General features: G+C 62.2%; 16 protein-coding genes and 1 riboswitch. Of the genes, 7 read left to right on the forward strand and 9 right to left on the reverse strand.

The features are described 5' to 3' along the window. Positions 1-59 precede the first annotated feature (59 nt). Together repC and HCZ87_RS01315 are read left to right on the forward strand one after the other, a co-directional pair. Positions 60-1,226: a plasmid replication protein RepC gene (repC, locus tag HCZ87_RS01310; protein WP_167641961.1), complete on the forward strand. Its 1,167-nt coding sequence runs from the start codon at positions 60-62 to the stop codon at positions 1,224-1,226. Between the two features lie 562 nt (positions 1,227-1,788). Next, a complete protein-coding gene (locus HCZ87_RS01315; protein WP_167641962.1) occupies positions 1,789-2,310 on the forward strand; it encodes a hypothetical protein in 522 nt (173 codons plus the stop codon). A 214-nt stretch (positions 2,311-2,524) separates the two neighbouring features. On the opposite strand, the gene HCZ87_RS01320 is transcribed toward HCZ87_RS01315, so the two are convergent. The 9 genes from HCZ87_RS01320 to HCZ87_RS01360 all read right to left on the reverse strand — a co-directional run bounded on the left by HCZ87_RS01320 (position 2,525) and on the right by HCZ87_RS01360 (position 12,538). Continuing rightward, positions 2,525-4,243: a BatD family protein gene (locus tag HCZ87_RS01320; protein ID WP_167641963.1), complete on the reverse strand. Its 1,719-nt coding sequence runs from the start codon at positions 4,241-4,243 to the stop codon at positions 2,525-2,527. A 25-nt stretch (positions 4,244-4,268) separates the two neighbouring features. Then, the gene (locus HCZ87_RS01325) at positions 4,269-6,335 is read right to left on the reverse strand and encodes a tetratricopeptide repeat protein (protein ID WP_167641964.1); all 2,067 of its coding nucleotides are present in this window, start codon (positions 6,333-6,335) and stop codon (positions 4,269-4,271) included. A gap of 3 nt (positions 6,336-6,338) precedes the next feature. Beyond that, positions 6,339-7,310 carry a VWA domain-containing protein gene (locus tag HCZ87_RS01330; protein WP_167641965.1) on the reverse strand — a complete coding sequence of 324 codons (972 nt, stop codon included), beginning with the start codon at positions 7,308-7,310 and terminating at the stop codon, positions 6,339-6,341. Next, the gene (locus HCZ87_RS01335; RefSeq protein WP_167641966.1) at positions 7,307-7,753 is read right to left on the reverse strand and encodes a DUF4381 domain-containing protein; all 447 of its coding nucleotides are present in this window, start codon (positions 7,751-7,753) and stop codon (positions 7,307-7,309) included. Before HCZ87_RS01335 ends, HCZ87_RS01330 begins: the two co-directional genes overlap by 4 nt. A gap of 10 nt (positions 7,754-7,763) precedes the next feature. Continuing rightward, entirely contained in the window at positions 7,764-8,669 is a 906-nt protein-coding gene (locus tag HCZ87_RS01340; protein ID WP_167641967.1) for a DUF58 domain-containing protein, read from the reverse strand. Positions 8,670-8,686: 17 nt separating this feature from the next. Next, positions 8,687-9,673 (reverse strand): MoxR family ATPase, encoded by a 987-nt coding sequence (locus HCZ87_RS01345; RefSeq protein WP_167641968.1) that lies wholly within the window; start codon positions 9,671-9,673, stop codon positions 8,687-8,689. A gap of 67 nt (positions 9,674-9,740) precedes the next feature. Beyond that, positions 9,741-10,403, reverse strand: a complete 663-nt coding sequence (locus HCZ87_RS01350; protein WP_167641969.1) for a YfdX family protein — start codon at positions 10,401-10,403, stop codon at positions 9,741-9,743. Between the two features lie 103 nt (positions 10,404-10,506). Then, positions 10,507-11,871 carry a HAMP domain-containing sensor histidine kinase gene (locus HCZ87_RS21250; protein WP_167641970.1) on the reverse strand — a complete coding sequence of 455 codons (1,365 nt, stop codon included), beginning with the start codon at positions 11,869-11,871 and terminating at the stop codon, positions 10,507-10,509. Beyond that, positions 11,858-12,538: a response regulator transcription factor gene (locus HCZ87_RS01360; protein WP_167641971.1), complete on the reverse strand. Its 681-nt coding sequence runs from the start codon at positions 12,536-12,538 to the stop codon at positions 11,858-11,860. Before HCZ87_RS01360 ends, HCZ87_RS21250 begins: the two co-directional genes overlap by 14 nt. Positions 12,539-12,679: 141 nt before the next feature. Here HCZ87_RS01360 and HCZ87_RS01365 point away from each other — a divergent pair, with 141 nt between their 5' ends. From HCZ87_RS01365 to HCZ87_RS01385, 5 genes are all read left to right on the forward strand, one after another. Next, positions 12,680-13,696 (forward strand): GSU2403 family nucleotidyltransferase fold protein, encoded by a 1,017-nt coding sequence (locus HCZ87_RS01365; RefSeq protein WP_254868480.1) that lies wholly within the window; start codon positions 12,680-12,682, stop codon positions 13,694-13,696. Positions 13,697-13,781: 85 nt separating this feature from the next. Beyond that, positions 13,782-13,997: riboswitch (cobalamin riboswitch) on the forward strand. A gap of 119 nt (positions 13,998-14,116) precedes the next feature. After that, entirely contained in the window at positions 14,117-14,512 is a 396-nt protein-coding gene (locus HCZ87_RS01370; protein WP_167641973.1) for a DUF1636 domain-containing protein, read from the forward strand. After that, on the forward strand, positions 14,509-15,306 hold the full coding sequence (locus HCZ87_RS01375) for an ABC transporter ATP-binding protein (RefSeq protein WP_167641974.1): 798 nt from the start codon (positions 14,509-14,511) through the stop codon (positions 15,304-15,306). The genes HCZ87_RS01370 and HCZ87_RS01375 overlap by 4 nt, the downstream gene beginning before the upstream one ends. Continuing rightward, positions 15,303-16,238, forward strand: a complete 936-nt coding sequence (locus HCZ87_RS01380) for an ABC transporter substrate-binding protein (protein WP_167641975.1) — start codon at positions 15,303-15,305, stop codon at positions 16,236-16,238. The genes HCZ87_RS01375 and HCZ87_RS01380 overlap by 4 nt, the downstream gene beginning before the upstream one ends. Positions 16,239-16,241: 3 nt before the next feature. Further along, positions 16,242-17,089, forward strand: an 848-nt coding sequence (locus HCZ87_RS01385; protein ID WP_167641976.1) for an iron ABC transporter permease, incomplete at its 3' end; no start/stop codon positions are given.

Genomic DNA, 17,089 nt, shown 5'->3' on the forward strand with positions numbered 1-17,089 from the left:
ACAGCTGTCAACAAACGCCCGCCTGCGGTGGTCAAAAAAGTTTTGTCTCGTGACAGATAATGGAACAACTGACAACGACGCCCTTCGGGCGGCGACCGGTAACGGCTGGCCTGTTGACACAGGCTGCGGTTCCCGGCGTCCAAGCCTTGCACCCGATTGCCGACAAATGGAGCCTCTTTCGCGATCTCACCTGCGCCCGGAAAACCTTCAGCCTCAGTGATCGCGCGCTTTTGGTGCTGAACGCCTTGCTGAGCTTTCACCCGGAACGGTCCCTGTCTCCTGACGCCCAGCTTATCGTCTTCCCCTCAAATGCCGCGCTCAGCGAGCGCACCCATGGCATGGCCGAAAGCACCCTGCGCCGCCACCTCGCCGCGCTGGTGAGCTGCGGTCTGATTGCGCGCCACGACAGCCCCAACGGCAAACGCTACGTGCGCCGCCGTCGGGGAGGTGAGATTGCGCATGCTTTTGGCTTTGACCTGAGCCCCCTGCTCTCTCGCGCCGCCGAGATCTTTGACGCCGCCGAAGACACCCGCGCCGCCGAGGATGCGCTCCGCCTGCAACGCGAACGGATCACCCTCCTGAAACGCGACGCGCTGAAGCTCGCCGCCTATGCGCAGGACAGCGGTCTGCCCGGAAACTGGGACGCCATCAGCGATGCGCTGCACCTCTTGCATTCCCGCCTGCGCCGCAAACTGGCGCTTGGTGACCTCCAGGCCATCGAGGCCCAGCTTGTGGATATGCTTGCGGAGATCAGCGCCCAGGTACAGCCCGAAACCGCCTCTGAAACAACAACCCTGAGCGCCTGTGACAGTCAAAATGAGCGGCACTATCAGAATTCAGATAAAGATACTTGTGAATCTGAACAGCGCGAAGAAACGCCAAAAGCCGCTCCGACAACGCTCCCCCTGCCCGTCGTGCTCTCCGCTTGCCCCGATATTCTGCCCTATTGCGAGCGACCACCGCAAAGCTGGCACGAGCTGATCGGAACTGCCGCCTTTGTCCGAGGGATGCTGGGCATCAGCCCAGACGCTTGGGAAGACGCACAGCGCAAAATGGGGCCTGAAGCGGCTGCAATTACACTGCTCTGCATATTGCAACGTTTCTCAGAGATCCGAAACCCGGGAGGCTATCTGCGCAGCCTGACCACCAAAGCCGCAGCCGGAACCTTCTCGCCAACGCCGATGGTCATGGCGCTACTCAACACCAGCAACAAACGCGCCGCATGATCCCAGCGGCGACGGCTCCAAGCGTATTGCCCTGGATCTATGTGGTCAAAAAGCCGAGCCCGGTGTCTCCGGCCAACCCGTTGACGGCGGCAAAAGTTGACAGCTGTCAACTTCTGGTCGGAGCGTTGATCTGGTCACGTTGCTCGCCATCACATGGAGAAGGGCAGGTGGTGCATGTGCGCGTATTCGACACCAGGCACGCCGAAGATCCCGACCTGTCGGCTTTCGCTACACTGGATTTGCCGCGCAATGGGGCCTCAATGATGGCCGCGGAGTGATCCGCGCCATGGGAGCAGGGAAAATCTACCTAAAAATCCATAAAACATAACAATATCAAAAGATGAATTCAAAATCGCGCAATCGGGGTGAGAAATCATGTCTCAACCCCCCTTCTCGACAATGCGTCCTTGGCAGAGTGGAACGCTCGTGAGGCGATGTTAAGAATAGCGGCCGTTCGTCCTTCGGGCGGCATAGGCAAAGAGATAGCCCAATTTACAGGACTTCTGCGATGCGTTTAAGCTCCGCAAGAAGTTCTGGCAGAGGCAGAAAGTGTGGTGGTGGTATGCTAAAATGGATTGCGGCTCAGCTTGTTGGGAGAGCCGAGAAACGTATCGGCGTTGAGCTGGACTATGCTCGAAAAATTTCCCAAACCGACATCCGGCTGTTCATGCGATACGGCAAGATTTTTGCGTTCCTTGCCCCCAACAGGAATGTGCCGCCTGACGCTTATCATACCGCTCGGCTCCGTGGCGCAATCAGTGCCGACTGTGGAACTTGTGTCGAGGCTGAGATCAACCTTGCACAAGCTGCCGGTGTCTCGGGGGAGATTATCAACGCCGTCTTAGGAACGAGCTATAGCGATTTGCCGGATAGCTTGAGGGCAGTGGCTGAACTCGCTGATGCCGTAACCGCAGCACATACTGATGCGGCGGACGCGCGAGAAAAGATCATAAGCGCATACGGCGAAGCGGGCTTGATCGAGATATGTTTTGCGCTGAATGGCGCCGCACTCTTGCCCGGCATCAAACGCTCCATGGGCTATGCTACCGTGTGCAATCTGGATACGCTGAGAAAATTGGCGTGATCCGGGGCCGACCATTCGTTTTCGATATTGCCGGGCGGCTTCATTCGCGTCTTTTCATCTGCGTGCCACCAGTTTCGTGATCAGATCGCAGCGACATAGAAGAAGAGTGCTCGCAAGATAACATCCTGCGGGCATTGCGCATGTTTGAGTGACAGCATTCGCCCGAGCTGATCGGCAAATCACGCCGAACCTCGCGACAGAGCCCGCGCGGGGGCTAGGTCGGATAGAGGGCGGGCAGGGTGTCAGTTCGCGTCCGCCGGGCGAGGCGATCCTTGATGGGGTGACGCAGTGTCAGCGACTTCAGCATTTTGCGCAGGTCTGTCGGTTTTTGCGATTGTGCCGGCGCATAGGCGGCCTGTTCAAGCTGTGCGAGCGCCGTGTCGATCTGCACGCGCTCCTGCGGATCGGTCAGCGCGCGGAGATCCAGGAGCCCCTGATAAAAGGCGCGCTGATCGCTTGCGCTTGCGGCTTTTGCCAGGGTCTTCAGCACCTGCGCCTTGTTGCGAGAGGGCTTGGCCTTAGCAGGAGGGGAGCTGCGCCGCCCGCGCCGATAAAGGACCAGCCCGGCGCCCAAAGCGGCCAGAAGCGCAAAGCCGCTCAGGCCGAGTTCCACCGCAGTATTCGGGCGCGCCGCCGGCGCCGGGGTGGCGCTCGGTGCTAGGCTTTGCGTCGCTGCGGCGGGGGGGGTCCCTTCAACCGAAATCGTCTGGGCGGGAATCGTTGCAACCTTGGTCTCGCCCGAGGCCGTATCCAGCCATTCGACGGAAATCTCGGGCAAGGTCACCTGCCCGCCGCGGGTCGGCACGATCGACAGGCTGAAGTCACGGCGTGCGGCGGTGCCGTCGGGGGTCTCGACCATATCGGTGTCAACATTGTCCACATAGAGGCGCGCACCGGCGGGATCGGTGAAACTCAGATTTGGCAGCTGCTCGGGACGCGCCCCAAGCGCCAGGAGGCTGATCTTGCGCGTTACCGCCTCGCCTTCGCGAAAATTCGGGGTCTCGGGCTGCCAGGTCGCGCGCAGCTCCACCGCCTTGGCGGGAAGGAACCAGTCGGAGGTTCCGGCATGCGGATTGGCCAACACCGTCAGGGTCAGCGCGTCGGAGCGGGCCACGAAGGGTTTGCCGGATTGGAACATATCAGCAAAGGGGCTGCCCATGCCCATACCGCCGGGGCGCCCCATGCGCGCCATCATCTGGTCCATCATGGCAAAGGGATCCCCCCCGCCAAAGGGGCTGGAAAAGGCACCACGCCGCCCGGTCCCGCCAGGCACGGCGCCCTTCAACGTGAAGGCCGGAACCGTCAGCGTCCCGGTGCTGTCGGGGCGCAGCAGGTAGTCGCGCTCGATCACCGTGATCGGCTGGCCGTTGCGGGTGATCTGGCTCTGGCGATCCGGCCCGGTCCGGGTCAGTTCAAAATCACCAGTGGGGGCGATCAGCTCTGCCGATTGCAGCGGCTGGGCCGTTTCGATCCGCACGGTCAGCGGGATTTCCTGAAACTGGTAGTGGTCGCCCGGGTCAATCTTTGTGCTCAGGCTGATGCCTGTGGTGCCCTGTAATTTGGGCAATTGACTGGCGTCCAGCACCTGAACCTTCAGCGGATCGCTGGACAAAGCGCCCGCATGCAGCACCGGGATCGTCAGCGCGCCCGTGGTGTGCGGCGCAAGGGTGATGATCCAGCTGACGGATTGAGACCGCTGCCCGTTGATGATCTGTGTTTGCGACGATTGCGAGGTGCCAAGCACATCGAAATCCTGCTCCAACGGGGTCAGGTCCGGGGCAGAGGTTGCCTGTCTTGCTGTCAGGACCAGCTGAAAACTGTCGCCCTGCGCGAGCTGAGTGCTGTTGACCTGCGCAGACAGGCCCGCAGCCCAGGCGGCAGAGACATTCAGGCAAAGGGCGGCCACTGCAACTGTCGTTTTCAAGAGTTTCATTTTATTATCCTTTATGTTCAGCATCTTAGCCCCCGCGCCGCAGAGTGGCATAGTGTTGACGGATGCGCGCCCGCAGCAGGCCGGATGGGTCATCAGGCACGCGGCGCAATTGCTGCTCGATCGCCTGATCGACGGGATGGCCCCCGGGGGCGGCGCCCTCCACCCTCTCCTGTGGGGGCTGATCGGGATCGCCGAGCAGATCGGACATTATCTGCGACAGGCCGTTTTCGGAGGGCGCGTCGGCGGTGGTCTGTTGATCGTCGGAGGCCCGTTGCGGGTCTTCGGCGTGCTGCGCGCCCTGTTGCTGGCGGGCCTCGGGCAGGGGGCTTTGGCCGGTGTTGGCATCGGCGCTCTCTTGCGCCCCGGCTTGCGTCTGCGCCTCGGCCTGCTGTTGGCCCTCGGAGTGCTGATCCTGCGCGCCAGATTGCTGCTGCTGGTCGCCGGGCTGTTGCTCTTGTCCATCGACCTGCTGCTGGTCGCCTGGCTGCTGTTCTTGTCCTCCGGTCTGCTGTTGGTCCCCGGATTGCGTGTCCTGCGCGCCGGGCTGCTGTTGATCCTGCTGACCGCCGCCCTGGCTTTGGTTTTGTGCCTGATCCTGGCCGGACTGAGCTTGATCCTGCTTGTTGTCAGTGCCGGATTGCTGCTGGTTATTCTGTTGCTGTTGCTGTTGCTGTTGCTGTTGCTGTTGCTGTTGCTGTTGCTGTTGCTGTTGCTGTTGCTGTTGCTGTTGCTGCTTCAACAGCTTCGCCACAAGATCGCGGTTGAATTGCGTGTCGGCGTCATCGGGATTTAGGGTCAGGGCCTCGTCATAGGCCGCCAGCGCCTGTTCGAATTCGCCGGACTTGGCAAGCGCATTGCCGCGGTTGAACGGGGATGCCATCAGACCGGCAGCGGTCTTGAAATCGCCCGCGCGATAGGCCGCCGCGCCCTTCCAGGCGGGGTTTTCAAAGTCGGCTGCAGCCGCGCTGTAATTCTGTGCCTGGAACGCGGCCCGGCCTTGCTGATCCGGGGTTGCCCAAAGATCATCCCAGGGGCTGGCCTGCGCGGGTTTTGGCTGCATCGCAAGGCCCGCCCCGATCAGAGCCAGTGAAAACACCAGCCCGCGCCGAAAGGCGAAAGGCAGCAAGAGCACTGGCACGAAGAGCAGCAGATAGCCCATGTCCACATGCCGCTCTGCGAATATATCCTGCGCATCGCCCGGCGCGGTCACCGCGTTGTCGGGCAGCAGATGGTCCAGATCGGCGCCCCCCGCCGTGATCATCGAAAAGGCGCCGCCGCCGGCCTTGGCCACGGCCTGGAGATCCTTGCGGGCCAGCGCGGTCATGAAGGTCTGTCCGTCCTTGCCCGCAATGGCGCGACCGTCGGCGGTTTGCAGCACGGCGCCGTCCTCGGTGCCCGCGCCAAGAACCGAGACGGTAAAGCCGTCACGCGCTGCGGATTTTGCCGCCGCGATGCTGGCTTTCACATCGTTGCCGGCGTCGTCTGCCATGACGATGATGTCGCCGCGCGGGGCACCGGCGCGTGTCATCATCGCGTGGGCCTCGTTGATGGCCAGGTCGAGCCTGTTGCCAAGAACCGGCATCAATGAGGTGGACAGCTCGGGCAGCATCTGTTCGATGATCTTGGGATCGCTGGTCAGCGGGGCGGCCACAAAGGGCGCGTCGGCATAGATCACCAGTCCCCGTTCATCGCCCTGCGTGCGGTCCAGAATATCGCGCAGCTTGTGCACCGACCGGGTCAGGCGCGAGGGTGTGAGGTCGTCCGCGTTCATGCTCTGGGCCAGGCTCAGGACAGCGACTACGGGGGTGCCGCCTTTGAAACTGGGCACTTCGCGGTCTTGCCATGTGGGGCCGGCGAGCCCGAGAATGGTCGCGGCAATCATCGCGGAGGCGGCCAGCGGAACAAGCCGCGATTGTTTCGCCGAGGCCCCGCTGATGGCAAGATGTCGGAGCAGATGCGCATCCACCAGCTTGCTCCACTCACCGGCTTGGCCCATGCCGCGACGGCGCAGCAACATCACGCCAAGGAGCATCGCGGGCACAAAAGCCCAGAGCCATTCGGGCCGCAGGAATTGAAAATCAGCAAGGGACATGGGTCAGGCTCCTTGGCGTATCCGGCGCAGAGGGGCCGGAATGAGGGAGAAGAGGGCGAGCAGCGCACAGAGCAGCAGCGCGGCACCGGCGGGCCAGTAATAGAGGTCGATTTCCGGGCGCAGGTGGATCGGATCACCGGCCACGGGTTCCAGCCGGTCAATCGCCCGGTAGATCTTGGCCAGACCCTGCACATCGGTGGCGCGGAAATAGGCTCCGCCCGTGGTCTTGGCGATCTGGCGCAGCGTGCGCTCGTCAAGGTCACGCGACCGGGCAGAGCCAACGCCGATGGTGTAGATCCGAATGCCCAGCTCGGCGGCCAGCTCGGCGGCCTTCTGGGGGGTCATCACCCCTTTGTTGTTGGCGCCATCCGTGAGCAGGACAAGCACGCGCCCGTCTTTGGGGCGATCCATCAGCCGCTTGACCGAGACGGCGATTGCATCGCCGATGGCGGTTTTCTGGCCCGTCAGGCCCACCTGCGCCTGATCCAGCAGCTTGCGCACGGCCTCGCGGTCAAAGGTCAGCGGCGCCTGAAGATAGGCCCGGTCTGAAAACAGCACGAGGCCCATCCGGTCGCCTGCTCGGCGCGAGATGAAATCATCCGCCGTTTCCTTGACGATGGTCAACCGGGTTGCGGGGCGGCCCCCCACGGCAAAGTCGCGCTCTTCCATCGACCCGGACAGATCGATCGCCATCATGATGTCGCGCCCCTCTGCGGGCAGGGGAACCTCGCGGCCGACAAAGGCAGGGCGGGCAAGGGCCGCGACAAGAAGAACCCAGACCAGTGTGAGCATGGCCAGCTTGAAAAGATTGGGTTTGCCCCCGGTTTGTCCGGCCCCCGCGCGGGCGCGCAGAGCGTTGAAGAAGGGCACTTTCAGCGCGCCGGCCAGCCCGGGATCGACCGGTTTCATGAAGCGCCACGCCAGATAGGGCAGGGGCAACAGAAGAAAGGCCAGCGGCCATAGAAAGGTGATCATGTTTGCCTCCGAATCCAGTGGGCTGCGGCGTTGCGCAGGGTGTCATCTGTCGGTGTATCGGCGCCGCCCGGGGCATAGGTGGCTTCGGCCAGATAGCTGGCGAGATCGGCGCGCAGGCCTTTCTGGGCCAGGTAGTCCGCCCAGGGCTTGCCGCTCAATTGCGCGGCAAGCGCGTCCTTGCGGCGGGCCACCCGACGCAGGAGGATCGAGACAGCCGTGGCAAAGCCCTGCGGATCGTCTCCCGGGATCGCGGCCAGTTCGCGCAGGGCCCGCGCGCGGGCGGTCTGTTTGCGCCACCGCGCATAGACGCGCCCGGCCAGGAGGGCGGCGCAAACCAGCGCGAGGGCCAGCCACCAGCCATAGGCCAGCGGCCACCAGCCGACCGGATCGGGCAGGCGAATATCGCGCAATTGCGCAAGTTGGGCTTCTATCTCGGGGGTCATCGTCTGCTCCCTATTTTGAAACCAGCCGGGGTTTTGATGGGGTGAGGATCGCCTTGGGGTCATCGCCGGGATGCAGGTGATGCAGGGCCATCCTGTTCTTGCGGCACAGGGTCTCCAGCCGGGCGTGACGCGCGGCAAAGGCCTGTGCGTAGTCCTGCATCTTGCGCCGCCCGAGCGCGGCCAGCGACAGACCCCCGGTGCCGTCGCTGATGCGGCCGCCACCGGGGGGCAGCATTTCGTCAAGCGGGTCGGTGATCTCGATCGCGGTGACCTGCGCGCTGTGCCCGAGGTGGCGTAGCTCCTGCGCGGTGAGATCGTCAAAGTCGTTGAAGTCACTGATCACAAAGACCAATGTGCCGGGCCGACAGGCGCGGCGCAGACGGCGCAGGCCCGCGGCCAGCATCACCTCGTGACCGATCTCATGCTCTGGCTCGGTTTCTTCGCTGAGGGTTTCCAGAAAGCGGAGCACCGATTTCCGGGTGCGCCCGGCGCGAAAGTCCATCACCCCGTCGCGCGACAGGATGAGCCCGCCAACCCGGTCGCCGCCGTCGTGCCCGACCCAGGCCAGCATCGCTGCCACCTCGGCGGCCATGTGGGATTTGAACCGGACGCGGGTGCCGAACTGCATCATCGCGCGCATGTCCACGAGGATGTAGACGGGGCGCTCGCGCTCTTCTTGAAACAGCTTGGTATGCGCGGTGCCGGTGCGGGCGGTTACGCGCCAGTCGATGGCGCGGACATCATCGCCGGGCTGATAGGCGCGGGCCTCGGCGAATTCCATCCCGCGCCCGCGAAACACCGACGCATTGGTGCCCCAGCCATGGGTCGAGACCCGGCCTCCGGGGGCAAAGCCGGTTTGGTGGCGCGGCGGTCGGGCACGCAGAAGTTCGGGAACGGTTGCAACAACACCAGACATGATTTTCTCCTTCCGGCTCAGGCCACAGGGACTCGCTCGATCAGCGCGTCGATGAAGGCATCGGGGGTTTTGCCATCGGCTTCGGCCTCGTAGGAGAGGATCACGCGGTGGCGCAGAACGTCGTGCAGCACGGCCTGAACATCCGACGGGGTCACAAATTCAGAGCCGCGCATCCAGGCATGCACACGGGCGCAGCGATCAAGGGCGATGGTTGCCCGGGGGCTTGCGCCATAGGCGATCATCTCCGCCAGGTCCTCGCCGTAGGCTTTGGGATTGCGGGTCGCCTGGATGATCTGAAGGATGTATTCGGTCAACGCCTCCGAGGCATAGACCGCCATTGCATCCTTGCGCGCGGCCAGAATATCGCCGGGCGAGATCATCCGAAGCGGGGCAGGGGCCTCGCCCGCGACTTCGCCGCGCACGATCTTCAGGATCTCGCGTTCCGCATCCAGCGAGGGGTAGTCGATGGTCACATGCAACAAAAACCGGTCAAGCTGCGCTTCGGGCAGGGGATAGGTGCCTTCCTGTTCGATCGGGTTCTGGGTCGCCATGACCATGAACAAATCGGGCAATCTATAGGTCGTCCCGCCCACGGTGACCTGCCGTTCCGCCATTGCCTCCAGCAGGGCAGACTGCACCTTGGCGGGGGCGCGGTTGATCTCATCTGCGAGGATCAGGTTGTGAAACAGCGGCCCCTTCTGAAAGGTAAAGCTGCCCTCCTCGGGGCGGTAGATGTCGGTGCCGGTCAAATCGCTGGGCAACAGGTCCGGGGTGAACTGGATGCGCCTTGCGTCGCAGTCGATGGTACTGGCGAGCGCGTTTACGGCCTTGGTCTTGGCCAGGCCCGGCGCCCCTTCCAGCAGCACGTGCCCGTCGGCGAAGAGCGCCAGAAGCAGGCGGTCCACGAAACGATCCTGCCCGACGATACGCGCGCTCATATGCGCCTTGAGGTAAGAGACCAGATCGTTCTGGCCTGTGGTTTCCAATTGGGTGATCTGGTTCATCTGAAAATCTCCTGGGGTCTGGCGGCCTGCGCTGATGTGCAGCGCAGGCCGCGCCCTTCCCTGACGCTTAGCCTTGCTGGATTTCGCTCATGGCGTAGCCCTGCGCGGGCAATGCGTCGGTCGCAAAGGACGCCACATGGACAGAGGCCAGGATGGCATCAAGCGAAGCCGTTGCCTGATCCACTTGCCCCGCATCCAGATCGGCGGCGGCCTGTGTCAGGCTGTTCACGGTTGGCGTGTAGGGCAGCAGGGCGATCTCTGCGACCAGATCCACGCCGGCATCCGTCAGTGTTGTGACCACCTGGTCGATATTGCCATTCGCCATCAGGGTCTGGGCGGTGGCAAAGGCGGCCTCGTGATCCTTGGTCGGGGTGAACCCTTCGGCCACGCTCAGCCCCGTGTCCACCGGCAGGCTGAACCCGTCATCGGTTTTCATCATCACGGTGCCGTCCTGATCGCCAAAGAGGCCATTGACCTGCGCCAGGATTTTCTTGGCGACATCGGTCTGGCCCTGGTCGATCGCGGCTCTTGCGTATTGCACACCGGTCAGGACATTGCGCGCGGTCCCCGAGACAGCGATGTCGCTTGCGGTGATGACCTCTTGCTTGACGGTTGGTGCGGTGGTTGGTGCGGTGTTTGCGGCAGCCTCGGCCGATGCGGCGGAGGCCAGCCCCGCGGAGCCCAGAATAGCGACAAGGCCCGTGGCGACGAATGTGTTGGCTGTTTTCATCTTAATCTCCTTGCGAGAGCAGGGATTGCTCTGATGACGAAGAGATGGACCGCCAGCTTCAACTCGGCTTGCTGCTATTCTTAAACTTTCTTGAAGTAGGCGCTCAGACGGGCGGGGAGGGGGCTTTGGTGTCGTTGAAAATCAGGGTGACGGAGAAGCCGGGATCAAGGTTTTTGATTGAAACCAATGCATTGTGCCGTTCGGCCACGGCGTTGACCAATGCCAGACCAAGCCCCGAGCCTTCTGTGGATCGCGCGGAATCTGCGCGGGTAAACGGCTCCAGAAGCTGTTTTGGGTCCTGATCCGGCACCCCGGGGCCGTTGTCTTGCACCGCGATCTTGCGATCCGAGAGCACAATCGTGATCTGCGCCGCCTCACCTGCATAGGTCACGGCGTTCTTGACGAGGTTGACCAGCGCCTGCTGCACCATCCCCTTGTCGGCGAAGATGGCGGCGGGATGTGTGGTTTCCAATGTCAGGCTTTGGTCGTGCTGCTCTGCCAGCGGGGTCATGAACTCGATTGTCTTTTCTGCGATCACATCGAGATCGACCATCTCGAAGCCGGAGTGATCGCGGGTGGCGCGAATGCGGGAAATCCGCAGCACCGCCTCGAATATGCCATTCAGCTCTTCGGTTTCCTGCAAGGCTGTTTCGATATGGGCCAGGGGGTCCTGCCCCGCCGCACTGGCATCGGCGGCGGCATGGAGCGCGTATTGCACATGGCTCAATGGCGTCTTGAGATCATGCGCAATGGCCGAGGCCGTGGCCTTCATGCTGCCGACCGCCCGCTCCAGCAGGTCGAGGTTCTGATTGACCCGGATCGACACCTGATCGAACTGGTCATGGCGTTTCAGAACCGGCAGCCGGGCGGACATGTTGCCCTCGCCGACGTCGTGCAAGGCCGCCCCCATCTGCTCCAGCCGGTGCAGCGACATCCGGCTGGCCCAAAGCCCGAGGCACAGGATTGTCAGGGTGATCACGGCGGCAAAAGCGGACAGCCCGACGATCAGACGCGCGCGCGCCGTCCTGACCGGCGCATCATTGCGGCCCACAACCAATGTCCTTTGGTCGATCCGGCGCACATGCACGACATAGCCGCCGGGCAACGCATGCGCGGTGAAGCGATCAAGTGTCACCCGCCGCGTGCCAAGAAAATCGGGCAGGATCGAAATCGGGCCGATCAAAGAGGATCCGTCGGTGCCGAGGAAGCTGGCAAAGCGGTCGGAGTTCTCTGTGGTCTGCCCGGTTACACGCAGGGTTTCGATCAGCCCGGCCTCTCCGGTTTCGGTATAGATTTCCGACAACAGCACCGCCTCGGATTCGGCCTGCGCGGCCAGTTCGGCCACCAGGGCGGAATCGATGGCTCTGATCAGAAAACAGCCCGCGACGGCGCAGATCGTCAGGAAAACCAGGCTTGACCAAAGGGCCGCCTTGTAAGGGAGGCCAGAGGTCAGGCTAGTGAGGCGCACGGATCGTATACCCCATGTTGCGCACCGTATGGATCAATGTGACGTCGAAAGGCTTGTCAACTTTCTGGCGCAGCTTGCTGATATGTGTTTCGACCACGGTGGTGCCGGGATCAAAGTTGAAATCCCAGATTTTTTCCAGAATGAGGGTCCGGCTGAAGATGCGGCCAGGGTTCTCCATCAGCAGCTGCAACAGCGAAAACTCCTTTCCGAGCAGGTCGATGCACTTGCCTTGCCGGTGCGCCTGGCGGGTCAGCAGATCCAGCTTCAGGTCGTGCACAACCAGTTCCGTTGCCTCCTGGGTCGATTGTTTCGGCCTGCGTCCCAGCACCGTTATCCGCGCCAGCAATTCCGACAGGTGAAACGGTTTGACCAGATAGTCATCGCCGCCCGCCAACAGGCCATCCACACGGTCATCGACATCTGAAAGCGCGGTCAGGAAGATCACCGGCAGGTCCGATTTGGCCGCGCGCAACGCTTTGACGAGCGACAGCCCGTCCATGCCCGGCATCATCCGATCAACGATGGCCATGTCAGCGTCATTGTAAAGACAATAGGTCAAGGCCTCGCGGCCATCGGCCACCCAATCCACGACGAACCCTTGTTCCCTCAAACCCTTGCAAATGTAGTCAGCGGATTTTGGGTCGTCTTCTGCAAGCAAGATCTTCATGTGGGGCACGTTAGACAAAAGCCGAAAAACAGAAAAGGCAAATGAGCCCGCGCGTTTGATCAGAGGGTCACATCACTTTGCCTAGCAATTTTTTATTTTGCTAGGTATACAAATGCCAAGCAAAATTTGGAAATGATTGGCATGACCCCACTCAGCAGTATCGCGATGAGCGCCTATACCGACCTGGTGCGTCTTCTGAAGGACGACGCGCTGTCCGATGTCGAGGGCAAACCGACGCTGAAAGAGCGCGGCGACAAGTCCTATTGGTACGCCGCGCGCCGTGTCGGAACGGCGATGCGGTTCATCTATATCGGCGAGGACAGCGACGAGACGCGCGCCCGCATCGACCGGATCGAAGAGCTGCGGGCAACCGCCAAGGAGCGTCAGGCGGAACGGTCGCGGCTCGTTCGGCTTTTGCGCGCCGAAGGCATGACGCCCACCGACCGGGCGACCGGTTCCATCCTGTCGGCGATGGCCGCAGTCGGGACCTTCCGGCTGGGCGGCACCATCGTCGGCACGAATGCCTTCCGGCTCTATGAGGGCGAGCTTGGCATTCGCCTTCCCTTGGGGGGGATGGCCAATACCGGCGACATCGACATCGCGCAGTTCGAAAAGCTCAGCCTTGCCTTGCAGGATCAGGTTGATCCGGGGCTTGCCGAGACGTTCTCGGCGCTCAAATTCGATCCGTTGCCGGCGCTGGATCAGGGTCGGACCTGGCGATGGGCCCAAGGTGGCAGCGGCCAGTTGGTCGAGTTTCTCACACCGGCCTTCGGAGATGAGACCATCCGTGATTTGCCAGCCTTGGGCGTGAACGCCCAAGGGTTGAACTATCTCAACTTCCTGATTGCCGCGCCGATCCATGCCGCGGCGATCTATCGGTCCGGCGTTCTGGTCCAGGTGCCACGCCCGGAGAGGTTTGCAGTCCATAAACTGATCATCGCGGATCGGCGGCGGGACGGGGCAGGGAGCCTCAAATCCGCGAAAGACCGCGAGCAGGCGGCCTTCCTGATCGAGGCAATGGCCGAGGACCGCCCCGATGACCTGGCCGAGGCCTATGCCACCGCCCTGGAGATTGGCCCGCGCTGGCGCGAGCATATCGGTAACGCGTTGAAACGGATGCCGGAAACGCAGACAATTCTCGAAAGCCTCGGCGCGTGATCGTCGCGACGATTTCTGCGGGACCAGCTCGAGCGGGACAACCGCAATCTCCGCTATGCCGGTCGTTGACTAAATTCGGCTTTTGCTGTTTTGTCTCGCCGATGGTTCTCGGCAGCCCAAGGCATGCGAGATGAAAAGGGAACACGGTGAGGCGTAGCCATCAGGCACCAAACCCGTGACTGCCCCCGCAACTGTGAGCGGTGAGTGACCCCAAGACAAGCCACTGGACAGATCGTCCGGGAAGGTTTGGGAAAGCTGCGACCCGCGAGTCAGGAGACCTGCCATCATCGGTACGTGTTCACGTGCCGGCATTTCAACTCGATGCAGGCGGGGCGCCTGGTCAGGAGCATATGATGGTACAGCGGTCTTGCCGCCAACACTATGGTTCGTCCTTCGCTCGCCGGATGGGTAGCGGGCGCGATGGACCATCGAATTACAGTTTGTACATCCTGTAGGGATAAGGGCACCAAAAGCCGCCTTGGCTATGGGCTTATTGAAAAGCTCCGGCAAGGCATTGCGGAGGCTGGGGATAGAATTCCGGAACTCTTCGAAATTTCGGGGGTCGCCTGCATGGCGGGCTGTGATCGCCCCTGCACGGTTGCCTTTCATGGACCGAAGAAGGCCACCTATCTGTTCGGCGATATCGACCCGGAAACCGACATCGCCGACCTCGTGGCCTTTGCCAGACAATATGCCTATCTGCACGATGGTTGGTGCTCTTCCGTGGATCGGCCAGGCAAGTTGAGAAAATCAACTCTGGCCCGGGTTCCGGCCGTGATCGTGGACAGTGAAACTGAAAAGGCCCACAGCTCATGAGTGCGGATCTCTCTGTTCGGGATCTCTCGTGGTCGCCGGGGCGCGAGACGGGCACGCTGCTGCACAGAACCAGCTTTGAATTGGCGGCCGGGCGCGTGCTTGGGATTGTTGGTCCGAACGGAGCGGGCAAGACGACGCTGCTGCGCCTGCTCTATCGGTTCCACCGCCCGACGACAGGCTCTGTTTGCATCGACGGGGACGATATCTGGAGCCTCCCGGCGCGCGACGTTGCGCAGCGGGTGGCCGCCGTTTTGCAGGAACAACCAAGCGACTTTGCCTTGACGGTTGCCGAGATCGTGGCTCTGGGCCGCACGCCGCATCGGCGCGGTTTCGCAGGCAGTTCCGGATCTCACGACAGGGAGGTCATCGAGCGTGCGCTCAACCGGCTCGACCTGCATGGCCTTGCGCATCGTCATCTGGGCACATTGTCCGGCGGCGAGCGCCAAAGGGTGATGGTCGCCCGCGCGCTGGCACAAGAGCCCCGGTTGCTGGTCCTTGATGAGCCGACAAACCACCTCGACATTCGTCACCAACTTGAGGTGCTGGAGCTGATCCGAACGCTGCCGCTGACGATTGTCACATCCCTGCACGACCTGAACCTCGCCGCGCGCGTTTGCGACGATGTTCTGCTTATCCAAGCGGGGCAGACATTGGGCTTTGGTCCTCCCTCGCAGGTGCTGTCGGAGGCTGCCGTGTCCCAGGCTTTCCAGGTCATCGCCCGCCGCGAGCATTTGTCTCAAAGCCGGGCCGACCACCTTACATTTCATCTTCAGAACACAGGATATCATCCATGACAAAATCTTTCGTGGCCTCTGTCGCCATCGCCCTGTCCGCCGGCGCCGCAGTGGCGGATACATCGGTTCAAAGCTGCAACCGCACCGTTACCTTTGACGCCCCGCCGCAGCGGGCGATCTCGAACGATGTCAACCTGACCGAGATGATGCTGGTGCTGGGTCTGGCGGATCGTATGGTGGGCTACACCGGCATAAGTGGCTGGAAGACGCTGGACGAAGAGATGCGGGCGGGTGTTGAAGAACTGCCCGAGCTGTCCGCGAAATACCCAAGCAAAGAGGTCCTTGTCGGCGCCGATGCGGATTTCTTCTTTGCGGGCTGGAATTATGGAATGAAGGTTGGCGGCGACGTCACCCCCGAGACGCTGGAGCCCTTCGGTATTCAGGTCTACGAATTGACCGAAAGCTGCGCTCACGTCATGGACAAGGGCAAGGCCAGCATTGACGACATGTATACGGACCTGATGAACCTGGGCAAAATCTTCGGCGTCGAGGAGAAGGCCGCATCGTTGATCGAGGGATACAAGGCGGACGTGGCAGCGGTGAAAGAGGGGGTGGAACCCGCTGAACCTGTGCGCGTCTTCGTCTATGACAGCGGCGAAGACAAGCCCTTCACCGCCGGGCTTTATGCGATGCCAACGGCGTTGATCGAAGCGGCGGGCGGCACCAATGTGATGAACGGGTTCGAGAAAAGCTGGGGCACCGTGACATGGGAAGATGTTGTCGAACAAAACCCGGAAGTGATCATCATCGTCAATTACGGTACTGTGACGGCGGAGCAGAAACGCGCGTTCATGATGTCCAATCCGGCCTTTGCCGATATCGACGCGGTGAAAAATGATCGTTTTGTCACGCTGGAATATGTCGAGGCCACGCCCGGCCCGCGCAATATCCGGGCGATCCAGACCCTGGCCGAAGCGTTTCGGGGCGAATAACCCATGGTAGACGCGACCCTGCCGCAAACGCGGCGGTTCCGTTTGGGGCCGTACAGGATCCTTGCTCTTTGCGGCGCGGTGGTGCTGCTCCTGTCCTTGTCCATTGCGATCTCGGTGGGGGCGGTTCCGATTCCGACGAGCACCGTCTGGGGCGTCCTGGCGGACAAGCTGTCGCCTGGGCTGGTTGAACAGAGCTGGAGCAAGGGGCGCGCGGCGATCGTCTGGGATATCCGCTTTCCGCGGGCGCTTCTTGCCATTCTGGTGGGGGCGGGGCTGGCCATGGTGGGGGCAGCCCTTCAGGCGGTGACCCGCAACCCGCTTGCCGATCCGCATCTGCTTGGCATCTCATCGGGTGGGGCGTTTGGTGCGATCTTTGCGCTGCTCCATTCGGGGCTGTTTCTGGGATTGCTGACCGTTCCGATCCTGGCGTTCTGCGGCTCGCTGATGGCAACCCTGATCGTGCTTGGCGTCTCTCGTCTGGCCGATGCGACAAGCGCAGACAGGCTGGTGCTGGCAGGGGTTGCTGTCTCCTTCATCATCATGGCCGGGGCCAATGTGCTGATCTTCCTTGGCGAGCCGCAGGCCTCTCATACGGTGGTGTTCTGGATGCTGGGAGGGCTTGGGCTGGCACAGTGGGACCAACTCATCTATCCGCTGACCGTCTTGTCGGCCTGTGGCATCTGGCTGATGAGCCGGACGCCGCAATTGAACGCGATGACGGTGGGGGACGAGACCGCCGCGACGCTTGGTATTGCCGTGGCGCGGTTCCGGTTGATGGTCTTTGTGGTGGGCGCGTTGATCACCGGGGTCATGGTCGCCTTCTCAGGCATCATCGGGTTTGTGGGGTTGAT

The sequence above is a fragment of the Phaeobacter sp. HF9A genome, from assembly GCF_011806385.1.
Lineage (GTDB): Bacteria > Pseudomonadota > Alphaproteobacteria > Rhodobacterales > Rhodobacteraceae > Epibacterium.

Bases quoted from the DNA above. Each gene is read 5' to 3' on its own strand.
- repC (WP_167641961.1), top strand. From the start codon at position 60: ATGGAACAACTGACAACGACGCCCTTCGGGCGGCGACCGGTAACGGCT.
- HCZ87_RS01315 (WP_167641962.1), top strand. From the start codon at position 1,789: ATGCTAAAATGGATTGCGGCTCAGCTTGTTGGGAGAGCCGAGAAACGT.
- HCZ87_RS01320 (WP_167641963.1), bottom strand. From the start codon at position 4,243: ATGAAACTCTTGAAAACGACAGTTGCAGTGGCCGCCCTTTGCCTGAAT.
- HCZ87_RS01325 (WP_167641964.1), bottom strand. From the start codon at position 6,335: ATGTCCCTTGCTGATTTTCAATTCCTGCGGCCCGAATGGCTCTGGGCT.
- HCZ87_RS01330 (WP_167641965.1), bottom strand. From the start codon at position 7,310: ATGATCACCTTTCTATGGCCGCTGGCCTTTCTTCTGTTGCCCCTGCCC.
- HCZ87_RS01335 (WP_167641966.1), bottom strand. From the start codon at position 7,753: ATGACCCCCGAGATAGAAGCCCAACTTGCGCAATTGCGCGATATTCGC.
- HCZ87_RS01340 (WP_167641967.1), bottom strand. From the start codon at position 8,669: ATGTCTGGTGTTGTTGCAACCGTTCCCGAACTTCTGCGTGCCCGACCG.
- HCZ87_RS01345 (WP_167641968.1), bottom strand. From the start codon at position 9,673: ATGAACCAGATCACCCAATTGGAAACCACAGGCCAGAACGATCTGGTC.
- HCZ87_RS01350 (WP_167641969.1), bottom strand. From the start codon at position 10,403: ATGAAAACAGCCAACACATTCGTCGCCACGGGCCTTGTCGCTATTCTG.
- HCZ87_RS01360 (WP_167641971.1), bottom strand. From the start codon at position 12,538: ATGAAGATCTTGCTTGCAGAAGACGACCCAAAATCCGCTGACTACATT.
- HCZ87_RS01365 (WP_254868480.1), top strand. From the start codon at position 12,680: ATGACCCCACTCAGCAGTATCGCGATGAGCGCCTATACCGACCTGGTG.
- HCZ87_RS01370 (WP_167641973.1), top strand. From the start codon at position 14,117: ATGGACCATCGAATTACAGTTTGTACATCCTGTAGGGATAAGGGCACC.
- HCZ87_RS01375 (WP_167641974.1), top strand. From the start codon at position 14,509: ATGAGTGCGGATCTCTCTGTTCGGGATCTCTCGTGGTCGCCGGGGCGC.
- HCZ87_RS01380 (WP_167641975.1), top strand. From the start codon at position 15,303: ATGACAAAATCTTTCGTGGCCTCTGTCGCCATCGCCCTGTCCGCCGGC.